Raw genomic sequence first — 17539 nt, 5'->3', positions numbered from 1 at the left:
GTTTTTGGTGGGGTTTGGCCGCCATGCTCGGGATGTTTTCCAACTCCCGGCCGCGGCGACTTAGAAGACTTTACACAAGGTTTGAGGTCCGCGCAACTCGACCCCGACAGGCACAATCCAGGGGCGAGGGCATGGCAGACGGCCGGCAGCAAAGCTGCCGGCCGCCGTCGTGCGTTGCTTAGTTTCCGCCCTCGGCCAGGGTCACCTCCACGGGCTGGTAATCCGCAGCCTTGGTGTCCACACCCTCCTCTTCCAATTCAGCCAGTGCCTTTTGAACGTACTCGTTGGTGTAGGCGGTTTCCGGCGGCTCGGTGGTGAGGATGGTAGCTCCGGTTTCGTTCTGCGTGCCCATGGCGATGTCCACCGTCTTCTGCCACGCGCTCTCATCGATCATTCCGACACCGTTGGTGGAGGGGAAGATCAGCTTGTTGGTCTCGTTGGTCATCCACAGCTGGTGGCTCTGGCCCAGGGTGGATCCGGATTCAGTCACGATCCGTGCCGCGTCCTCCGGATTGTCCTTGGCATAGATCCAGCCCTTGATGGCGGCTTTGATGAACGCTGTGGTGGTCTCCTGGTATTCGGAGTCATCGGCCAACCGGTCCGCGTCAGCCCAGATGGCGTCCTGCAGCATGGCCGAGCCCTCTTCATTCCAGTCGATGACGGTTAGGTCTTCGGGCTGGTACAGCTCCCCCGTGTCGGGATTGACGGTTTCCAGGACCTGGGCGTACTCGTTGTACGTCATGGCCTGCGCTGCGTCGATGTCCCCGGACAGGAACCCGTTCATGTCGAACGCCTGCTGGATCAGCTCAATGTCCCCGGGTTCCACGCCTGCGTCCTGCATTCCGGCGAAGAGCTCCCATTCATTGCCGTACCCCCAGGACCCCACCTTCTTTCCGGCCAGGTCCTCCGGTCCGTCGATGCCGGAATCAGCCATGGCCACCTGCAGGGTGGCGCTGCGTTCGAAGATCTGCGCCACGTTGGTGATGTTGGCGCCCTGCTCGATCGACCCCAGGACTTTGGGCACCCAGGAAATCGCGTAGTCCACGTCTCCCGAGGCAAGCACGTCCTGCGGCACGATGTCCGCGCCGCCTTCAACAATCTCCACGTCCAGGCCTTCGTCTTCAAAGAAGCCCTGGTCCAGAGCCGCGTAATAGCCGGCGAACTGGGCCTGCGAGAACCACTGCAGCTGCAGCGTCACCGGCGTCAGCCCTTCGGCAGATTCGCCGTCAGCTTCTGCCCCGCTGTCCGAGGCGCAGCCTGCCAGGAACAGAATTGCGGCGGTTCCGGCCGCCGCGGCCGTGCGGATGCGTTTTCCACTTGCCATGTCATTGCCTCCAGTGAGTGTGAATGGGTCGAGGTAGCCTCCCCTTCGGACGGAAGGGATGGTCGGATGCGGACCGGCAGAGTCAGTGCCGGGAACTGTATTTCTCCAGCACTGCGGTTGCGCAGAAGAAAAGAAGGCCGACGACGACGGCGCCCAGCACGTAGGCCCAGGCCAGTGTGTAGTTGCTGCCGGCAGCGGCCGACGTGATGGATTTGCCCAGTCCGCCCACCGGACCGCCGAAGTACTCGGCAATCAGCGCCGAAATCACCGCCAGCGAGGACGCGATCCGGAGCCCGGTAAACATGTAGGGCACTGCACTGGGCAGGGTCACCGCACGCGTTGCCTGCCAGCGGCCCGCGGCATAGGAGCGCATCAAGTCCCGGTGCACCGGGCGCACCTGCCGAAACCCGCGCAGCGAATTTACGTAGACCGGCACAAAGACCGCTATTCCGGCCACGATCTGCCGCGGCGCTTCTTCGCCGGCGCCGAACATTGTGTACAGCACCGGAGCCACCGCCACGATGGGCACCACGGACAGCGCGGTGACGGTGGGGCCGGCGAGGCGGTCAAAAATTGGCAGGAAGGCGGCCACGACGGCGGCCAGCACTCCAATCAGGCCGCCGATCACCAGCCCGGCCAGGGCATTGCTTCCCGTCACGAGCGAGGCGGAGGCAATGTTTGCTGCGTTCCCGAAGAAGGCCGCCGCGATGGCGAAGGGACCCGGCAGGACAAACGCCGGAACCGCGAACAGGCTCACGGCTCCCTGCCAGATCAGCACCGCGGCTACTCCCAGCAGCACCGGCAGTGCCGCCTTCCGGCCGCCGTCGACCGCCCGGCCCAGCAGTGCGGGCGAGGTGGCGGCGGCGGCAGCCGGTGCCGTCTTCAGCGCCGCCGGCTTCAGCACCGTCACCGTGTCTCAACTCCGCGCAGCTGCGCCACTTCGGTGCCGTGCAGTGACTCCCGGACGGCGGTGATGGCGGCGTAAAAGGCCGTTTCCTCGCGCAGGTCCTCCCCGCGCTCCCCCGCCGAGCCCAGCCGCATCTGCAGCACCTCCTTGATCCGGCCCGGGCGGGCCGACATCACGAACACCCGGTCGGAAAGGAAAACAGCTTCCGGAATGGAGTGCGTGACAAAAACGACGGCGGCGCCGGTTTCCGCGCAGATCCGCACCAGCTCGTTCTGCATCCGTTCGCGGGTCATTTCGTCCAGGGCGCCAAACGGCTCATCCATCAGCAGCAGCCGCGGGCTTTCGGCCAGGGACCGGGCAATCGCCACGCGCTGCTGCATCCCGCCGGAGAGCTGGTCCGGAAAAGAATCGGCGAATTCGGTCAGGCCCACCATGCCCAGGAGCTCGTCGGCTCGTTTCCGGCGGACGGCGGCTGCCGTTCCGTGGAGCTGGAGCGGCAGCTCTATGTTTGCCCGCACGGTGCGCCACGGCAGAAGTCCTGCCTGCTGGAATGCAATGCCGTAGGCCTGTTCACGGCGGGCCTGCCGGGCGGTGCGGCCGAAGACGCTGATGGTTCCGCTGGTCGGTTCATCCAGGTCTGCGATCAGGCGCAGCAGGGTGGACTTGCCGCAGCCCGACGGCCCGATCAGCGACACGAACTCGCCCGGCGCAACGGTCAGGTTTGCGTCTTCCAGCGCTGTCACGGTTCCGCGCCCGGTGGAGAACACCCGGTGCACGTTGCGGACCTGGACTGCGGGTTCGGGTGCGGTCACCGTTGCTGTTTGCACGGCCGGCTCATTTGGTCCGCTCATGATGCTTGTTCTCCTCTGCGGTAGCGGTGCAGGAACAGTCCCAACACGGTGGTGGCAGCGACAGCTGCCAGTCCCAGCAGGACGGCCCCGAAAATGGGAGCCCAGGGTTTGCCCGGGTCACCGCCGGCCGCGGCGGCGTACTCCACGATCATCCGGCCGATCCCGCCCTTCAGGCCGATGGACACCTCAGCCACCACGGCCCCGATGACCGCGTTGGCTGCGGCCAGGCGCAGGGCGGGCAGCAGGAAGGGAACACTGGCCGGAAGCCGCAGGAACAGGAAGCTGCGCCACCAGCCCACGGAGTAGGTGTGCATCAGGTCCACATGATTGTTCTCCGGGGCGGAGAATCCGCGCAGGGCACCGATCGCCACCGGAAAGAAGGCCAGATAGGACGCGATGACCGCCACGGACATCCAGTTCTCCCAGCTGAAGGACCCGATCTCCAGCTGGGAACCCCACCGCCGCACCAGCGGCGCAATGGCGATCAGCGGGACGGTCTGGCTGAGGATGATCCAGGGCAGCAGTGCGGAGCCCGCGGACCGGAAGCGCTGCATCAGCATGGCCAGGCCCACGCCCACCGTGACCCCGATCAGCCAGCCCAGTGCCGCGATCCCGAGGGTGAAGGCGGCAGCCTGGAGCACGGCCATCCACAGCGGCGAGGCCCCTGCCGCCGAGGTGGCCGGCTCGGCCAGCCTCCCGAGCATGGTCCAGATGTGCGGCATGGCGAGGTCGGAGTTCCGCGGCAGCAGCGGTATCCCGGCGACATTCAGTCCGTTGACCGGACCGGCAAGTTTGTACCCTTCCCACAGCAGCACCGGGGCAAGGACTCCGCCGGCGGCCCATCCAATCCGGGCCGCCGGCCCCGCCGTCGTTTTCATGCCCTGCTCATGCCGTTGCGCTCACGTGCTCACGCAGCGCCGGAATGATGCTCTCGCCGTAGACCCGCAGGGTTTCCTCCTTGTTGTCATGCTGCAGGTAGCCGGCGAACTGGGTCACGCCCAGCGCCTTCAGCTTTTCGAGCTTTTCGATGTGCTGCTCCACGGTGCCCATGAGGCAAAACCGGTCCACGATCTCGTCCGGTACAAAGGCGGTGTGGGTGTTACCCGCCCGTCCGTGCTCGTTGTAGTCGTAGCCTTCCCGACCGGCGATGTAGTCCGTCAGCGCCTGTGGCACGGCGGCGTCGGCCCCGTACTTGGCCACGATGTCCGCCACGTGGTTGCCCACCATCCCGCCAAACCAACGGCACTGGTCCCGCATGTGCTCCCAGTCATCCCCTATGTACATGGGCGCGGCCACGCAGAATTTGATCGCCATTGGATCGCGTCCCGCCGCTGCCGCGGCGCTCCGCACGGTGGCGATCATCCATTCCGCAATGTCCAGATCGGCCAGCTGCAGAATGAACCCGTCTCCCACTTCGCCGGTGAGTTTCAATGCCAGCGGCCCGTAGGCAGCCACCCACATTTCCAGTTCCGAACCGGTGCTCCACGGAAACTGGATGGTCCGCCCGTTGTATTCCACCGCCCGGGAGTTCGCCAGCTCGCGGATCACATGGATCGATTCCCGCAGCGTCTTCAGGGTGGTGGGCGCTCCCCCGCTGACCCGCAGCGCGGAGTCCCCGCGGCCAATGCCGCACACCGTACGGTTGCCGTACATCGAGTTCAGCGTGGCATAGGTGGAAGCCGTGACGGTCCAGTCCCGGGTGGCCGGGTTGGTGACCATGGGCCCCACCTTGATGTTCTGTGTTTCGGCCAGGATCTGGCTGTAAATCACATAGGGTTCCTGCCACAGGATGTGAGAGTCAAACGTCCACACGTAGTCGAACCCGAATTCCTCGGCCCGCTTCGCGAGCGCCACCGTTCGGGCTGCGGGCGGATTGCATTGCAGTACTGCGCCAAATTCCATGCTGTTCCGCTCCTTGTAGGTACTGACTTGGATCAGGTACTGGCTTAGATCAGGTACTGGCTGGGTCCCCGGCGGACGTACCGGCCGTGGCCCTTGGACCCGAGGTACTCGTTGTCATTGATGAGGATCCGTCCCCGGGACAGCACCGTGTCCACGTGCCCGTTGATCTCGTAGCCCTCCCAAGCGGAGTAATCCATGTTCATGTGATGGGTTTTCTCCAATCCGATCGAGGTGTGGCCGTTGGGATCGTAGATAACGACGTCGGCATCGGCACCCGGGGCGATCACGCCCTTGGCCCCGTACATGCCGAACATGCGCGCCGGCGTCGTACTGGTGATTTCCACCCAGCGCTCGAGCGAGATCTTGCCGTCCACCACGCCCTGGTACATCAGGTCCATGCGGTGCTCCACCGACCCGATGCCGTTGGGGATCTTGGAGAAGTCCCCATGGCCCAGGTCCTTTTGCCCCTTCATGCAGAACGGGCAGTGGTCCGTGGCCACCATCTGGATGTCATTGGTGCGCAGCGACTGCCACATGTGGTCCTGGTGGTGCTCGTGCTTGGAACGCAGGGGCGTGGAACAAACCCACTTCGCACCCTCGAAGCCGTCAGCGCCGAGCTGGTCTTCCAGGCTCAGGTACAGGTACTGCGGACAGGTTTCGCCGAAGACGTTCTGCCCGTTGTCGCGGGCTGCGGCCAGCTGCTCCACGGCCTGTTTCGCGGACACATGGACCACATACAGGGGCGCACCGGTGAGGTTGGCCAGCATGATGGCCCGGTGGGTGGCCTCCTCCTCCATCTGCCAGGCCCGCGCCACCCCGTGGTAGTAGGGATCGGTTTTGCCCTGGGCCAGCAGTTCGCTGACCATGGCATCAATGGCCGGGCCGTTCTCGGCATGCATCATGGTCATCAGACCGGTTTCGGCTCCCACCCGCATGGCCTTGTAGATCTGCGCGTCGTCGCTGTAGAAAACCCCCGGATAGGCCATGAACAGCTTGTAGCTGGACACCCCCTCATCGATGAGCCCCGCCATCGCCTTGAGGGAATCATCATTGACGTCCCCCACAATCTGGTGAAAGCCGTAGTCGACGGCACATTCCCCCGCAGCCTTCTCATGCCACGCGTCCAAACCGTCCATCACCCGCTCGCCGTACCGCTGGATCGCGAAGTCCACGATCGTCGTCGTACCTCCCCAGGCCGCGGCGCGGGTGCCGGTTTCAAAGGTGTCGGAGGCTTCGGTGCCGCCGAAGGGCATCTGCATGTGGGTGTGCGCATCGATGCCGCCGGGAATCACATATTTGCCGCGGGCATCCAGGACCGTGTCTACGGAACCGGCCAGGTCATGCCCCAGCAGGGTGGAACCGGGTGCGAGTACCGCCGCGATCTTCTCCCCGTCAATGAGAACGTCCGCTTCGCTGCGGCCGGTGGAGGTAACAACCGTTCCTCCGGTGATCAGTGTTGTACTCAAAACGACTCCCTTGTCTGCCTTCTGGTGCTTTCGTCCGATGAACCGGCTGTTATGGGTTGGTGATGGGCGTGTACGCATCCGGCCGGCGGTCCCGGTAGAACTGCCAGTTGTTGCGCGCCGTGCGAACCAGGTCCATGTCCAGATCACGGATCATCAGTTCTTCGTTGTGGCGGTCCCCCAGCTCCCCCACGTAGTTGCCCTGCGGATCGGCAACATAGGACGTTCCGTAGAAATCGACTGCTTCGTCGCCGAACTCATTGGTCTCGCTGCCCACCCGGTTGGGCACCACCACGTAATACCCGTTGGCTGCCGCAGCGGTGGGCTGCTCGAGTTCCCAAAGGCGGTTGGAGAGTCCCGGTTTGGAAGCGTTGGGGTTGAAGACAATTTGGGCGCCGTTCAGGCCAAGTACGCGCCAGCCTTCGGGGAAGTGCCGGTCATAACAAATGGTGACTCCCACGGTTCCGACTGCAGTGTCGAAAACCGGCCACCCCATGTTTCCCGGCCGGAAGTAGAACTTCTCCCAGAATTTCTCCACATGGGGAATGTGGTTTTTGCGGTATTTGCCCAAATATGTTCCGTCGGCGTCGATCACCGCCGCAGTGTTATAGAGGACTCCGGGCTGCTCCTCTTCATAGATCGGCAGGATGATCACCATGTTGTGCTCGGCCGCGAGTTTAGAGAACCGCTCGGTGAGGGGACCAGGAACCTTCTGCGCATAGTCGTAATACTTGTTGTCCTGCACAATTCCGAAGTACGGGCCGTGGAAAAGCTCCTGGAAGCAAATGATCTGCGCGCCCTCGGCAGCAGCCTTGCGGACAAACTCCTCGTGCTTGGCAACCATGGACTCTTCATCCCCGGTCCACGTTGTCTGGGTCAGGGCTGTGCGGATGATTGTCATTGTGCCTCCTAGTAGCGGCGTGTTGTGCCGCAGTGTCGATCGGCCGGTTCAGGGCCTTTATCAGTCTTTGTGCCGAACGTTTCCTTAACATTTCCGCGGCGTAAAAGCTGGTGCGCCATTTGCCGCAGGGTGGGTTCATCCTTCGCCTTTATTGCGGAACCCGCAAGGGTTTTGGTGCTGCTTTCCTCAAAGAGGTGCGGGCCGTGATGCGGTTATCCGTGGTGCGTAACGGGCCGCAACAAAGAATTCAGCAAACAAAGGAGTGCTAGCGTTCATCGAAGATCACCGGCCGCGTATGGCCGGTAACTCTGGTCTGGACTTGGGCCATAGATCCCCTCCGATTTCCCGCCGCACTACGCCGCACCAAGAGGACCTATGAACCGAACCCGCGTGTCTGCCCTTTCCCTGCTTCTGGCCGCAGCCCTTGCCGGCACAGTTGGCTGTTCCACGGCTGCAGCGCCGGCCGCCCAGCCGGACGCCGGACCGTCAGCACCGCCGTCGTCGTCGTACCCGGTCTCCGTTTCCAACTGCGGCACGGAGGTGACACTCACCGCCGCCCCCGAACGCATCGTGGCCATCAAATCCACCTCGCTGGAAACAGTCCTGGCCCTGGGCTTGGGCAGCAAAGTAGTGGGTGCGGCGTTCCTGGACGGACCGGTGCCGGAATCCCTGGCGGACGAGGCAGATTCCCTGCCGTCGCTGTCCGATGCCGCACCCTCGCAGGAAGTGGTGCTGGAGCGTGAACCGGACTTCATCTACGCCGGCTGGGAGTCCAACCTGAGTGCCGATGCCGCCGGCGAGCGCGGTGTCCTGGCCTCGCTCGGGATTAATACCTATGTCTCTCCGGCAGCCTGCCGGGAAGAGGGACTTCCCGGCAAGCTGACCTTTGAATCCGTTTTCGAGGACATCACGGAAGCCGGCGCCCTGTTGGGCGCCCCCGAGGCCGCGGCTGCCCTGGTGGCTGAACAGCGGGAGATCCTGGCCGGCGTATCGCCGGCGGGAGACGGCATGACGGCCTTTTGGTTCTCCTCCGGCCGGGACACTCCCTACGCGGGGGCAGGACTGGGCGCTCCGCAAATGATGATGGAGCAGCTGGGACTGGAGAACATCGCCGCGGATGTCCAGGAATCCTGGGCGTCCCTGAGCTGGGAGACCGTGGTGGATGCCAATCCGGACGTCATTGTGCTGGTGGACGCGGACCGGAACACCGCGGAGTCAAAGAAGGAGCTGCTGGCCGCCAACCCTGCCACCGCCGGCATGGACGCGGTGATCAATGAGCGGTATCTGGTCCTTCCCTTCGCTGCGGGCGAGGCCGGGGTGCGCAATGCCGACGCCGTGGCAGACCTCGCCGGTCAGCTCACAAGGCTGCCGTGACGGCCCTCCGCCTGCACCGGGAAGACGCCGGTTCGATGCCCGGGCCCGGAGCGGAACCGCCGGCACCCCGGCGCCGCTTCCCCACGGGCACCGCAACAGTGGTGCTTGCTGCCGCGCTGCTGCTGTCCGTCGCCGCCGCCTCGACCGTGGGACCGGCGGACATCAGCGTGCCGGACGCCTTCCGATCCATCCTCGCCCGTCTGGGCATCGGCGCCAGCCCGCTGTCCGCCCTGCAGGACGGGATCATTTGGGAACTTCGGCTGCCCCGGGTGCTCACCGCCGCGGCGGTGGGCGCCGGGCTGGCCGTCAGCGGCGCGGTCATGCAGGCGCTGACCCGCAACGCCCTGGCCGACCCGTATCTGCTGGGCCTGTCCTCCGGTGCATCGCTGGGGGCCGTGTGCGTGCTGCTGCTGGGCGCTCAGCTGCTGCTGCCGCTGGCAGCATTCATTGGGGCCCTGGCCGCACTGGCCGCAACCCTGCTCCTGGCCCGGCTGGCGGGCGGGCTCACCCCGTCGCGCACGGTCCTGGCCGGAGTGGCGGTGTCCTCCCTGGGCAGCGCCCTCACCAGCCTGGTGATCTTCTGGACCGCCACCGGAGATTCCTACCGGAACATTTTGGGCTGGCTGCTCGGCTCTCTGGCCGGCACACAGTGGTCCAGCGCGGGCATAGCCGCCGGTGCCCTGCTGGTGGTGGGTCTTCCGCTGCTGGGCACCGCCCGCCTCCTGGACGGGTTCGCCTTCGGGGACGACGCCGCCTCCGCCCTGGGCATCAATGTTCCGGCCGTTCGGTGGTCCATGCTGGCCGCCACTGCGCTGCTGACCGGAGCCATGGTGTCCGTCAGCGGTTCGATTGGTTTTATCGGACTGGTGTTTCCCCATGTGGTCCGCCTGGTCACGGGCCCCGGCCACCGCAGCCTGCTGCCGCTGTCCGCCCTGCTGGGTGCCGTGTTCCTGGTCTGGGCCGACACTGCGGCCCGGGCCGCCTTCGAGCCGCGGGAGCTGCCGGTGGGAGTAGTCACCGCCGTGATCGGTGCCCCGATGTTCGCCTATGTGCTCGCCCGGCGAAAGGGCGGAGCATGAGCGGCACGCCGGCGGCCGGCCGGCGCGTGAAGACCCTTGATGCCGCGAACCTTGAGATTCGCCTTGGCGGCAAGCTGGTGGTGGACGGGGTGGACTGCACGGTTCCGGCCGGGGCCCTCTCGGCACTGGTGGGCCCTAACGGCGCCGGAAAGTCCACGCTGCTGCGGGCGCTGGCCGGCGTGGTGCCCGTGCGCACCGGCACCGTGCGGTGGGAGGGCAGGGATCTGCTGCGCCGTCCCCGCCGGGAACGTGCCCGGATTGCGGCACTGGCCGAGCAGGAATCCGGCACCGATGCACCGCTGACCGTGCGCGACGTCGTGTCTCTGGGCACCATGCCGCACCGGTCCCTGCTGGGTTTCGGCACCAGTGACGACGACGCCGAAGTTACCGCCGCACTGCGGACCGCCGGGGTGCCGGAGCTTGCGGACCGGCTGTTCAACGAACTCTCCGGCGGACAGCGGCAGCGGGTCCAGCTGGCCCGGGCCCTGGCCCAGCACCCGCAGCTGCTGCTCCTGGACGAGCCCACCAACCACCTCGATCCGCATGCCCAGCTGACCACCCTGGCGCTGCTGCGGGAGCTGGCCGGGAGCGGCATCGCCGTCGTCGCCGCCCTTCATGACCTCACCCATGCCGCAGCCCACTGCGACCATGTGATTGTCCTGTCCGGCGGCACCGTGGTGGCGGCCGGTGATCCGCGGACGGTGCTGACCGCGGAACTGATCCGCGAGGTGTACGGAGTCCAGGCGCATGTGCTGGTCCACCCCGCCACGGGGCGTCCGCTGATTGCCCTGTCCCTGCCCTCGCCGGCCAGCGCGGCGGCGCCTCGGCTCGAGGCCTCCGCCTAGTCCCAGAGCGGCTCCGGCAGGCCGGCGTCCCGGCAGGCCGCTGCGTAGCCCTCGCGCCATGCCTCCGCACTGCCGAGCCGAAACAGGTCCTGTGCGGGAGGACGCACCAGTGCCCGGGCTCCCCGGTCGCCGCCGAAATATCCTTCAGGATGCACCAAATCCGGCAGGCCTCTGAGCACTGCCACCGGGCATTGGCTGGTTTTGCCTTTGACCAGGTCCGCGGTGCCGGCGATCTCGTCCGCAACCGCCGTCAGGGTGGCTTTCATCTCCTGGCCAAAGGCATCGGAGGTTCCCCGCAGGTCCAGCAGAACGTCCACGCCGGCGGCTCCGATGGCGGCGTCGGTCTGCCCGTCACGCCACGCGCGCCCCAGGGTGTCGGTGATGAGAACCCCGACGTCGAACCCCAGCTTCCGGCGCAGGCCGGCGCACAGTGCCCGGGCCGAGGCGTCCGGATCCACGGGAAGAAGCAGGACCGTCCCCGCAGGGGTGTTGCTGTTGTCCACACCCGCTGCGGCGGCCACGATCCCCAGCTTGTTCTCCACGATCCGGGTCACGCCTCCGGAATGAACCTTGCTGGCCACCACCCGAACAGTTTCCTCGGTGATGCACTGTTCCCGGTCCTCCGCCGCTACTTGCCGGCCTTCGGCCTTGGACACAATCTTGGAAGTGACCACCAGGATGTCTCCCGGCCGCAGTGCCGCGTCCGGAGTTGATGCTGCGGCGTCCAGGATGACAGACACCAAATCGGCGCCGGGCATGATTTCGCTGATACCGGGGAGGACAAAAACCGTGATGGTGCGCATCGGTCAGCGCTGCAGTGCCGGCAGGACGCTGGCGCCGAACACATCAATCCACTGGCGCTGGTTCCGTCCCACGTTATGCAGATAGATGCGGTCAAAGCCCAGGTCCACGAATTTCTGGATGTAGGCGCGGTGGACATCGGGGTCGCTGGAAATGACCATCCGGCCCTCGAAATCTTCGGGCCGGACGAGCTTGGCCATCTGCTCCAGCTCGAACGGAGACCGGATGTCCCCCTTGGGGAACTTCATGCCGCCGTTGGGCCATTCCACCATGGCGTTGGTGAGGGCTTCCTCGTCCGTCTCGGCCCAGCTCATGTGCAGCTGCAGGACCTTGGGCATCGTGTCCGGGTTCTTGCCTGCCTCGCGGGCTCCGGCGTCGAACTTCTCAAAGAGCATCCCGATTTTCTCCAGCGGAGCTCCCACGGTGATCAGTCCGTCGGCGTGCCGGCCGGCACGCTTTGCCGTGACCGGTCCTGCGGTGGCCACCAGGATTTCCGGGGCCGTCTCCGGCATGGTCCACAGGCGGGTGGACTCCATCTTGTAGAACTCGCCCTTGTGGCGCACGTCCTTGCCGGCCAGGGAGTTGGTAAAGAGCTTGGTGATGATGTCGATGGCTTCGAACATCCGGTTGATGCGCTCCGGTGCTTCCGGCCAGTACTGGGCGGTAATGTGCTCGTTCAGCGCCTCACCGGACCCCAGTCCCAGCCAGTGCCTGCCGGGATACATGGCCGCAAGGGTGGCGGAAGCCTGCGCCACCATCGCCGGATGCCAGCGGAAGGTCGGCGCCGTGACGCCCGGCCCAATATCGCCCTTGGTGCGCTCGCCCAGGGCGGAGAGAACATTCCAGACAAAGGCGGACTGGCCCTGCGCGGGAACCCACGGCTGGAAATGATCGGCCGCCATAACGCCGGAAAAACCTTTGCTCTCCGCGTATTCCGCCAACGCCACCGCTTCAGTGGGATGGAACTGTTCCAGCATTGCCGCGTAACCAATAGTGAGAGAAGAAGTCATATTCCGATCCTTACAGCCAGACATTTCGAAAAGGAGAACGGGTGTTTCCAATGGAATACAGCACTTAGGGAAAAGCGCACTTTTCCACGCGCCGGAACGCTGAAGGCCCATCCTACGGCCGTTCCGGCTCCAGCAGCCGGGTTTTAGGATGGACAAATGGATCCGCTGATCAACGGAAGGCCCCGATGACTGCCGAAAGCTCCGCGCAACCCCATCCGAACGAACGCATCAACGGTTATGCGGAACTGCGTTCTTACGCCGCTATTGGGGACGGACGCACCGTTGCGCTGGTTGCCCGGGATGGCGCAGTGGACTGGTATCCCACCCCGGACCTTGACTCGGTTCCTTCCTTTGCAGCGTTGCTGGATGCGGACGACGGCGGCCGGATCGAGTTGCGTCCGGAGGAGGACTTCAGGGTGGAACGGGCCTACGTGGACGGAACGAATGTCCTGGCGACCACCTTCACCACTGCTTCCGGAAGCGTCCGCGTCACGGATTCCCTCAATACCGGCGTGGCCGGACGGTTGCCCTGGGGCGAGCTGGCGCGCCGGATCGAGGGGCTGGCAGGCACAGTGCGGATGCGCTGGTCCGTGGCACCGGGCAATTGTTTCGGCACCGCCTCGCCCTGGGTGGAGGACAGCGCCCACGGGCCGGTGCTCCACGCCCAGCAAACCACCATCGGGGTCCGCGGCTTTCAGCACGGCGGGCAGCAGGTCTCTGACCGCAGCATTTCCGGTTCCTTCTCCACTTCCCCCGGCTCCCGGCACCTGGTGGCGGTGGTTTCCACCCATGACGAGCCGCTGGCGCTGCCGGACCCGCAGACCGTGGATGCCGGCGTCGACCGCACCATCGCCAACTGGCAGAGCTGGATGAAGGAGTTCACCTACGACGGACCGTGGTCCGAGGCAGTGCAGCGCAGCGCACTGGCGCTGAAACTGCTGATCCACAGTCCCTCGGGCGCAGTGGCGGCCGCCGCTACAACGTCGCTGCCCGAGAGCCTGGCCGGCGGCAAGAACTGGGACTACCGGTACGCGTGGGTCCGCGACACCGCTTACACGCTTAACGCCCTGACCCGGTTTGGCCTGCGTGAGGAGGTCCATGCCGCCGTCGCCGGGATGCTGAAGAGCATCCGCAGCCAGGGCAAGGATCTGCAGGTGTTTACCGCGTTGAACGGAGAACCGGCGGACGGCGCCGAGGAGCTGGATCTGCCCGGCTGGCGGGGCATTGGACCGGTGGTTCGGGGCAACAATGCGGCATCCCAGCTCCAAATGGGAGTCTTTGGGGATCTGTTCAATATTGTTCAGCTCTACGTGGATGCCGGCCACGTCCTGGACACCGGTACCGGGCGGCTGCTGGCTGATCTGGCGGATCTGGCCTGCGACACCTGGCAAAAACGCGATGCCGGGATGTGGGAACTGTACGACGAGCAGCACTACACCACGTCCAAGCTGGGCTGCTGGCATGCCCTCAGCTGCGCCTCGCATCTGGCCGATCTGGGGCAGATTCCCGGCCCCTCAGACCGGTGGCGGGCCGAGAAAGACCGGATCGAAGCGTGGGTGCGGGAGAACTGCTGGTCCGAGGAACGCGGCAGCTACGTCTGGTATCCGGGATCCGACAAGCTGGACGCCTCCATCCTGCTCCATGCCATCAGCGGCTTCGACCGCAGCGAGCGCATGAGTTCCACCCTCGACGCGCTGCGGGAGGAGCTGGGCCGCGGTCCTCTGCTCTACCGGTACAGCGGCGCGGAAAAAGAGGAAGGCACCTTCGTGGCGTGTGCGTTCTGGATGGTGTCCGCGCTGACCCACGTTGGCCGGCGGGACGAAGCGGTGGAGCTCATGGACCAGCTGGTGCCGCTGGCGAACGACGTCGGGCTCTACACCGAAATGATCGCCGAGGAGGACTCCGCCTTCCTGGGCAACTTCCCGCAGGGACTCTCCCACCTGGCGCTAATCACTGCGGCGCTGACCGTCAACGACAGCAGCACGGACTGACGACTCCCGGCTGAGGGGTACAGTCCCGACCGGGGGTGCAGGCTAGGAAGTGCAGCCTTCGCCGTCGCCGTCGCCGTCGAACTTGGGATCCCAACCCGCATCGCCGGGGCGGATGGGCGCCGCGCCGGCTGCTTTGACGGCCGCGCAGTTGGCGTAGACGGGTGCTTTTCCGGCTTCGGCGGCGGGCGGCCCTGCAACGGCAGCTGCTGCGCTCCGGCTTCCGTCGGGGACGGGCTGGTCCGGGCACGTCTCGAGGACACCGGCAATGGCGTTGTGTTCAGCCTGGGTCACCCACAGCTCATACCGGGCTTTGACCGCAACCTGGCGGGCCACGTACTCGCAGCGGAAGGCCTTGTTGGCCGGCAGCCAGGTGGCGGCGTCGGAATCAGATTTTGATCCGTTAGCCGGACCGTCCGCGGCCATGAGGTTCAACGGGTCATTCGCAAGCTGGCGCCGCTCTTCGGCGGACAGCTGCTGGGCGCCCTTCTGCCAGGCATCGGACAACGCCACAATGTGGTCAATCTGGACGGCCGCGCTTGTTTCATTGCCCCGCACAAAGTTAATGGTTGTACCCGTATAGGGGTCTGCGAAGGTTCCGGATGCCACCACGCATTCCTTGGTTCCGTCCTTGTAGACGACGGCGGTGAGATCACGGGCCAGGATGTCATTCCTGGTGTCACATCCGTTGCGGTCCACGTCGGCCCATGATGGACCAAACTGGTCCCGGTCATATCCGGTCTTCGGAGCGCGGCCTTTGATCGGAAGGGTGTCCAGCTGTTCCAGCGCCGATCCGGACGCTGCCTCCTGCACCGATGAACTGCTGTCCCCGGCTCCGAACCCTGCATTTGCTCCTGTCCCGGTGTCCGCCAGCGGGGTGCAGGCTGAGGAACCAAGCAGAATTGCAGGTAATGCGACAAGGGCCAGAACTTTGGTGCGTAGAGAAGTCATCGCTATTAATTATGGACGACGGATTGGATTCGATTTTCCGCACTTCATACCCTTTGCGCATCCGATAATTCCTGCGGGTAGAGTTCAGGTGCGCGGCTGACCCGCGTCAGCCATGCGCCCGCCGTTTAATGTGCTGCTCAGCGGGCCCGTTTGAAGAGGTACACCCTTGGTGAAGATTTCCAGTTCCCGTCTCCTGCTTCGCGCTGTGACGGGTGCGGCCGCTCTGCTCCTGCTCAGCGGCCCGCTTGTGGCCGCCCCGGCTTCAGCGAACGGCACCAGCGACGCTGTTCCGCCCAGCCGTTACATCGTCACGTTCGCCGATCGGGCAGCTGCTTCGAGCATCACCCGTGAGCAGACCTATCTGGACGCGGGCAGTCCCGTCGGTGCCGCGGTGACCGAACTCCACCTGACCGGCAGCGGCGGAACCGTGGTGGAGGTGGACCCGGACCTCACCGTCGAAGAAACCGCCGCCGTCGTCAGTGCCCTGGCCGCCGATCCCGACGTCGAACGCGTGGAACCGGATGTTCTCCTGTACCCGTCCGCCGTCACCCCCAACGATCCCCTCTATCCCCGGCAGTGGAACCTTCAGGGCGCGGGAGGCGGGGCTGATGCGGCACCTGCGTGGACGTCCTCCACCGGAAAAGGCCAGGTGGTGGCCGTGGTGGATACCGGCATCACCGCCCACACGGACCTTCAAGCGCAGGTCCTTCCCGGCTATGACCTGATTTCAGACCCGGCCGTGGCAGGCGACGGCAACGGACGCGACGCCGATCCCCGTGATGAGGGTGACTGGTACCCGAACGGCTCCTGCGGCAGGACCGTGGGCAGCGCCTCCACCTGGCACGGCACGCACGTCTCCGGCGTCGTCGCGGCCAGCGCCAACAATGGCACCGGCATCAGCGGAGTGGCGCCCGGCGCCCAAATCCTTCCGGTGCGGACGCTTGGAACCTGCGGCGGATATATGTCCGACATTTCGGACGGCATCATTTGGGCTGCCGGCGGCCAGCTGCCCGGTGTTCCCCTCAATCCCACGCCGGCGCGCGTCATCAACCTGAGTCTGGGTGGCGTAAGCACCTGCTCCGCGGCCATGCAACAGGCAGTGAACTTCGCTGCGGAGCGGGGTGCCGTGGTTGTGGCGGCGGCCGGCAATGACAGCATTTCCGCTGACCGGAGCCAGCCTGCCAACTGCGACAACGTGATGGTAGTGGGCGCCACCGACCGAAACGGGTCACGGGCGCCGTACTCGAACTTCGGCCCGCTGGTGGACCTCATGGCCCCGGGCGGGAACACCATGGGCGATTCCAGCGGCGGAATCCTCTCGACGATCAACAACGGCAAGTCGGTTCCCGCGGATGAAGGCTATGCCTACTATCAGGGAACCTCCATGGCCGCACCCCACGTCGCCGGTGCAGCAGCCCTCCTGCTGTCCGCCGACCCCGGCCTGACGTCCCAGCAGGTGGAATCCACCCTGCTTCAGACGGCACGGGAACTGCCGGGCAGCTGTACCCCGCACTGCGGACCCCAATTGTTGAACATTTCCGCTGCAGTGGCCGCCGTGGCATCCCCGTTCGCCGATGTCCCGAAATCAATGCAGTTCTACGACGACATGCGGTGGATGGCCGAGGCCGGTATCTCTACCGGCTGGACCGAAACAAACGGCACCAGCACCTACCGTCCGCTGGAATCCGTGAACCGGGACGCGATGGCTGCCTTTATGTATCGGCTCGCCGGCAGCCCTGCTTTCACGCCGCCGCAGAAATCCCCCTTCGCTGACGTCTCGACCGGGAACCAGTTCTACAAGGAGATCTCCTGGCTGGCAGCGGAGGAAATCTCCACCGGCTGGCTGGAAAGCAACGGCACCAAGACGTACCGTCCGCTTCAACCGGTAAACCGTGATGCCATGGCCGCCTTCATGTACCGCTACGCCGATTCTCCGGCCTACACAGTTCCGGTGAAGTCTCCGTTTGCTGACATCGCAAAAACCAATCAGTTCTACAAGGAGATCTCCTGGCTGGCGTCCACAGGCATCTCCACCGGTTGGGCAGGGGGCAACGGCACCAGCACGTACCGCCCGCTCAGTTCCGTGAAACGTGACGCGATGGCAGCGTTCATGCACCGTTTCGACACCAGGTTCAACTAAGGA

15 protein-coding genes are annotated in these 17539 nt (G+C 65.3%); 5 read left to right on the top strand and 10 right to left on the bottom strand.

What is annotated here, in order from left to right:
- Positions 1-178 precede the first annotated feature (178 nt).
- The 7 genes from CXQ89_RS17320 to CXQ89_RS17290 form a co-directional block, all read right to left on the bottom strand.
- On the bottom strand, positions 179-1324 hold the full coding sequence (locus CXQ89_RS17320) for an ABC transporter substrate-binding protein (RefSeq protein ID WP_104056220.1): 1146 nt from the start codon (positions 1322-1324) through the stop codon (positions 179-181).
- Positions 1325-1406: 82 nt separating this feature from the next.
- Positions 1407-2234 (bottom strand): ABC transporter permease, encoded by an 828-nt coding sequence (locus CXQ89_RS17315; RefSeq protein ID WP_258060200.1) that lies wholly within the window; start codon positions 2232-2234, stop codon positions 1407-1409.
- The gene (locus CXQ89_RS17310; RefSeq protein WP_104162176.1) at positions 2231-3082 is read right to left on the bottom strand and encodes an ABC transporter ATP-binding protein; all 852 of its coding nucleotides are present in this window, start codon (positions 3080-3082) and stop codon (positions 2231-2233) included. Before CXQ89_RS17310 ends, CXQ89_RS17315 begins: the two co-directional genes overlap by 4 nt.
- On the bottom strand, positions 3079-3960 hold the full coding sequence (locus tag CXQ89_RS17305) for an ABC transporter permease (RefSeq protein ID WP_104056216.1): 882 nt from the start codon (positions 3958-3960) through the stop codon (positions 3079-3081). Before CXQ89_RS17305 ends, CXQ89_RS17310 begins: the two co-directional genes overlap by 4 nt.
- A 7-nt stretch (positions 3961-3967) precedes the next feature.
- On the bottom strand, positions 3968-4984 hold the full coding sequence (locus tag CXQ89_RS17300; RefSeq protein WP_104162175.1) for a TIGR03842 family LLM class F420-dependent oxidoreductase: 1017 nt from the start codon (positions 4982-4984) through the stop codon (positions 3968-3970).
- 44 nt (positions 4985-5028) lie between these two features.
- Positions 5029-6450: a dihydropyrimidinase gene (gene hydA, locus CXQ89_RS17295; protein WP_104162174.1), complete on the bottom strand. Its 1422-nt coding sequence runs from the start codon at positions 6448-6450 to the stop codon at positions 5029-5031.
- Positions 6451-6499: 49 nt separating this feature from the next.
- Positions 6500-7348 carry a nitrilase-related carbon-nitrogen hydrolase gene (locus CXQ89_RS17290; RefSeq protein WP_104056210.1) on the bottom strand — a complete coding sequence of 283 codons (849 nt, stop codon included), beginning with the start codon at positions 7346-7348 and terminating at the stop codon, positions 6500-6502.
- Positions 7349-7723: 375 nt separating this feature from the next.
- Between CXQ89_RS17290 and CXQ89_RS17285 the strand changes: the two genes are divergently transcribed.
- Genes CXQ89_RS17285 through CXQ89_RS17275 form a run of 3 tightly spaced genes read left to right on the top strand, consistent with a single transcriptional unit; the run spans position 7724 to position 10646 of the window.
- Positions 7724-8722, top strand: a complete 999-nt coding sequence (locus CXQ89_RS17285; protein ID WP_104162173.1) for a putative F420-0 ABC transporter substrate-binding protein — start codon at positions 7724-7726, stop codon at positions 8720-8722.
- A 35-nt stretch (positions 8723-8757) separates the two neighbouring features.
- Positions 8758-9801, top strand: coding sequence for a putative F420-0 ABC transporter permease subunit (locus CXQ89_RS17280; RefSeq protein WP_104162188.1), 1044 nt, complete (start codon positions 8758-8760; stop codon positions 9799-9801).
- Complete coding sequence (locus tag CXQ89_RS17275) at positions 9798-10646, top strand: ABC transporter ATP-binding protein (protein WP_104162172.1); 849 nt, start codon at positions 9798-9800, stop codon at positions 10644-10646. The genes CXQ89_RS17280 and CXQ89_RS17275 overlap by 4 nt, the downstream gene beginning before the upstream one ends.
- On the opposite strand, the gene cofE is transcribed toward CXQ89_RS17275, so the two are convergent.
- Together cofE and CXQ89_RS17265 are read right to left on the bottom strand one after the other, a co-directional pair.
- Complete coding sequence (gene cofE, locus CXQ89_RS17270; protein ID WP_104162171.1) at positions 10643-11449, bottom strand: coenzyme F420-0:L-glutamate ligase; 807 nt, start codon at positions 11447-11449, stop codon at positions 10643-10645. The two genes, CXQ89_RS17275 and cofE, sit on opposite strands and share 4 nt — an antisense overlap.
- 3 nt (positions 11450-11452) lie before the next feature.
- Positions 11453-12457: a TIGR03557 family F420-dependent LLM class oxidoreductase gene (locus tag CXQ89_RS17265; protein WP_104056202.1), complete on the bottom strand. Its 1005-nt coding sequence runs from the start codon at positions 12455-12457 to the stop codon at positions 11453-11455.
- Between the two features lie 185 nt (positions 12458-12642).
- Between CXQ89_RS17265 and CXQ89_RS17260 the strand changes: the two genes are divergently transcribed.
- Positions 12643-14448, top strand: a complete 1806-nt coding sequence (locus CXQ89_RS17260; protein WP_104162170.1) for a glycoside hydrolase family 15 protein — start codon at positions 12643-12645, stop codon at positions 14446-14448.
- A gap of 42 nt (positions 14449-14490) precedes the next feature.
- Here the strand turns inward: CXQ89_RS17260 and CXQ89_RS17255 are convergent, their stop codons facing one another.
- Complete coding sequence (locus CXQ89_RS17255; protein WP_104162169.1) at positions 14491-15396, bottom strand: DUF1524 domain-containing protein; 906 nt, start codon at positions 15394-15396, stop codon at positions 14491-14493.
- Positions 15397-15565: 169 nt separating this feature from the next.
- On the opposite strand from CXQ89_RS17255, the gene CXQ89_RS17250 reads away from it, so the two are divergent.
- Positions 15566-17536, top strand: coding sequence for a S8 family peptidase (locus tag CXQ89_RS17250; protein ID WP_258060197.1), 1971 nt, complete (start codon positions 15566-15568; stop codon positions 17534-17536).
- Positions 17537-17539: the final 3 nt, after the last annotated feature.

This window comes from Arthrobacter sp. ZGTC212, assembly GCF_002929255.1.
GTDB lineage: Bacteria > Actinomycetota > Actinomycetes > Actinomycetales > Micrococcaceae > Arthrobacter_B > Arthrobacter_B sunyaminii.
The sequence above is the reverse complement of the archived record's forward strand: the minus strand, read 5'-3'. Positions and strand labels throughout refer to the sequence as shown.

Excerpts from the sequence above, each read along its gene's own strand:
- CXQ89_RS17260 (WP_104162170.1), top strand. The coding sequence starts at position 12,643 with ATGACTGCCGAAAGCTCCGCGCAACCCCATCCGAACGAACGCATCAAC.
- CXQ89_RS17265 (WP_104056202.1), bottom strand. The coding sequence starts at position 12,457 with ATGACTTCTTCTCTCACTATTGGTTACGCGGCAATGCTGGAACAGTTC.
- CXQ89_RS17285 (WP_104162173.1), top strand. The coding sequence starts at position 7,724 with ATGAACCGAACCCGCGTGTCTGCCCTTTCCCTGCTTCTGGCCGCAGCC.
- CXQ89_RS17305 (WP_104056216.1), bottom strand. The coding sequence starts at position 3,960 with ATGAAAACGACGGCGGGGCCGGCGGCCCGGATTGGATGGGCCGCCGGC.
- CXQ89_RS17290 (WP_104056210.1), bottom strand. The coding sequence starts at position 7,348 with ATGACAATCATCCGCACAGCCCTGACCCAGACAACGTGGACCGGGGAT.
- CXQ89_RS17300 (WP_104162175.1), bottom strand. The coding sequence starts at position 4,984 with ATGGAATTTGGCGCAGTACTGCAATGCAATCCGCCCGCAGCCCGAACG.
- cofE (WP_104162171.1), bottom strand. The coding sequence starts at position 11,449 with ATGCGCACCATCACGGTTTTTGTCCTCCCCGGTATCAGCGAAATCATG.
- CXQ89_RS17255 (WP_104162169.1), bottom strand. The coding sequence starts at position 15,396 with ATGACTTCTCTACGCACCAAAGTTCTGGCCCTTGTCGCATTACCTGCA.
- CXQ89_RS17280 (WP_104162188.1), top strand. The coding sequence starts at position 8,758 with ATGCCCGGGCCCGGAGCGGAACCGCCGGCACCCCGGCGCCGCTTCCCC.
- CXQ89_RS17275 (WP_104162172.1), top strand. The coding sequence starts at position 9,798 with ATGAGCGGCACGCCGGCGGCCGGCCGGCGCGTGAAGACCCTTGATGCC.
- CXQ89_RS17310 (WP_104162176.1), bottom strand. The coding sequence starts at position 3,082 with ATGAGCGGACCAAATGAGCCGGCCGTGCAAACAGCAACGGTGACCGCA.
- CXQ89_RS17320 (WP_104056220.1), bottom strand. The coding sequence starts at position 1,324 with ATGGCAAGTGGAAAACGCATCCGCACGGCCGCGGCGGCCGGAACCGCC.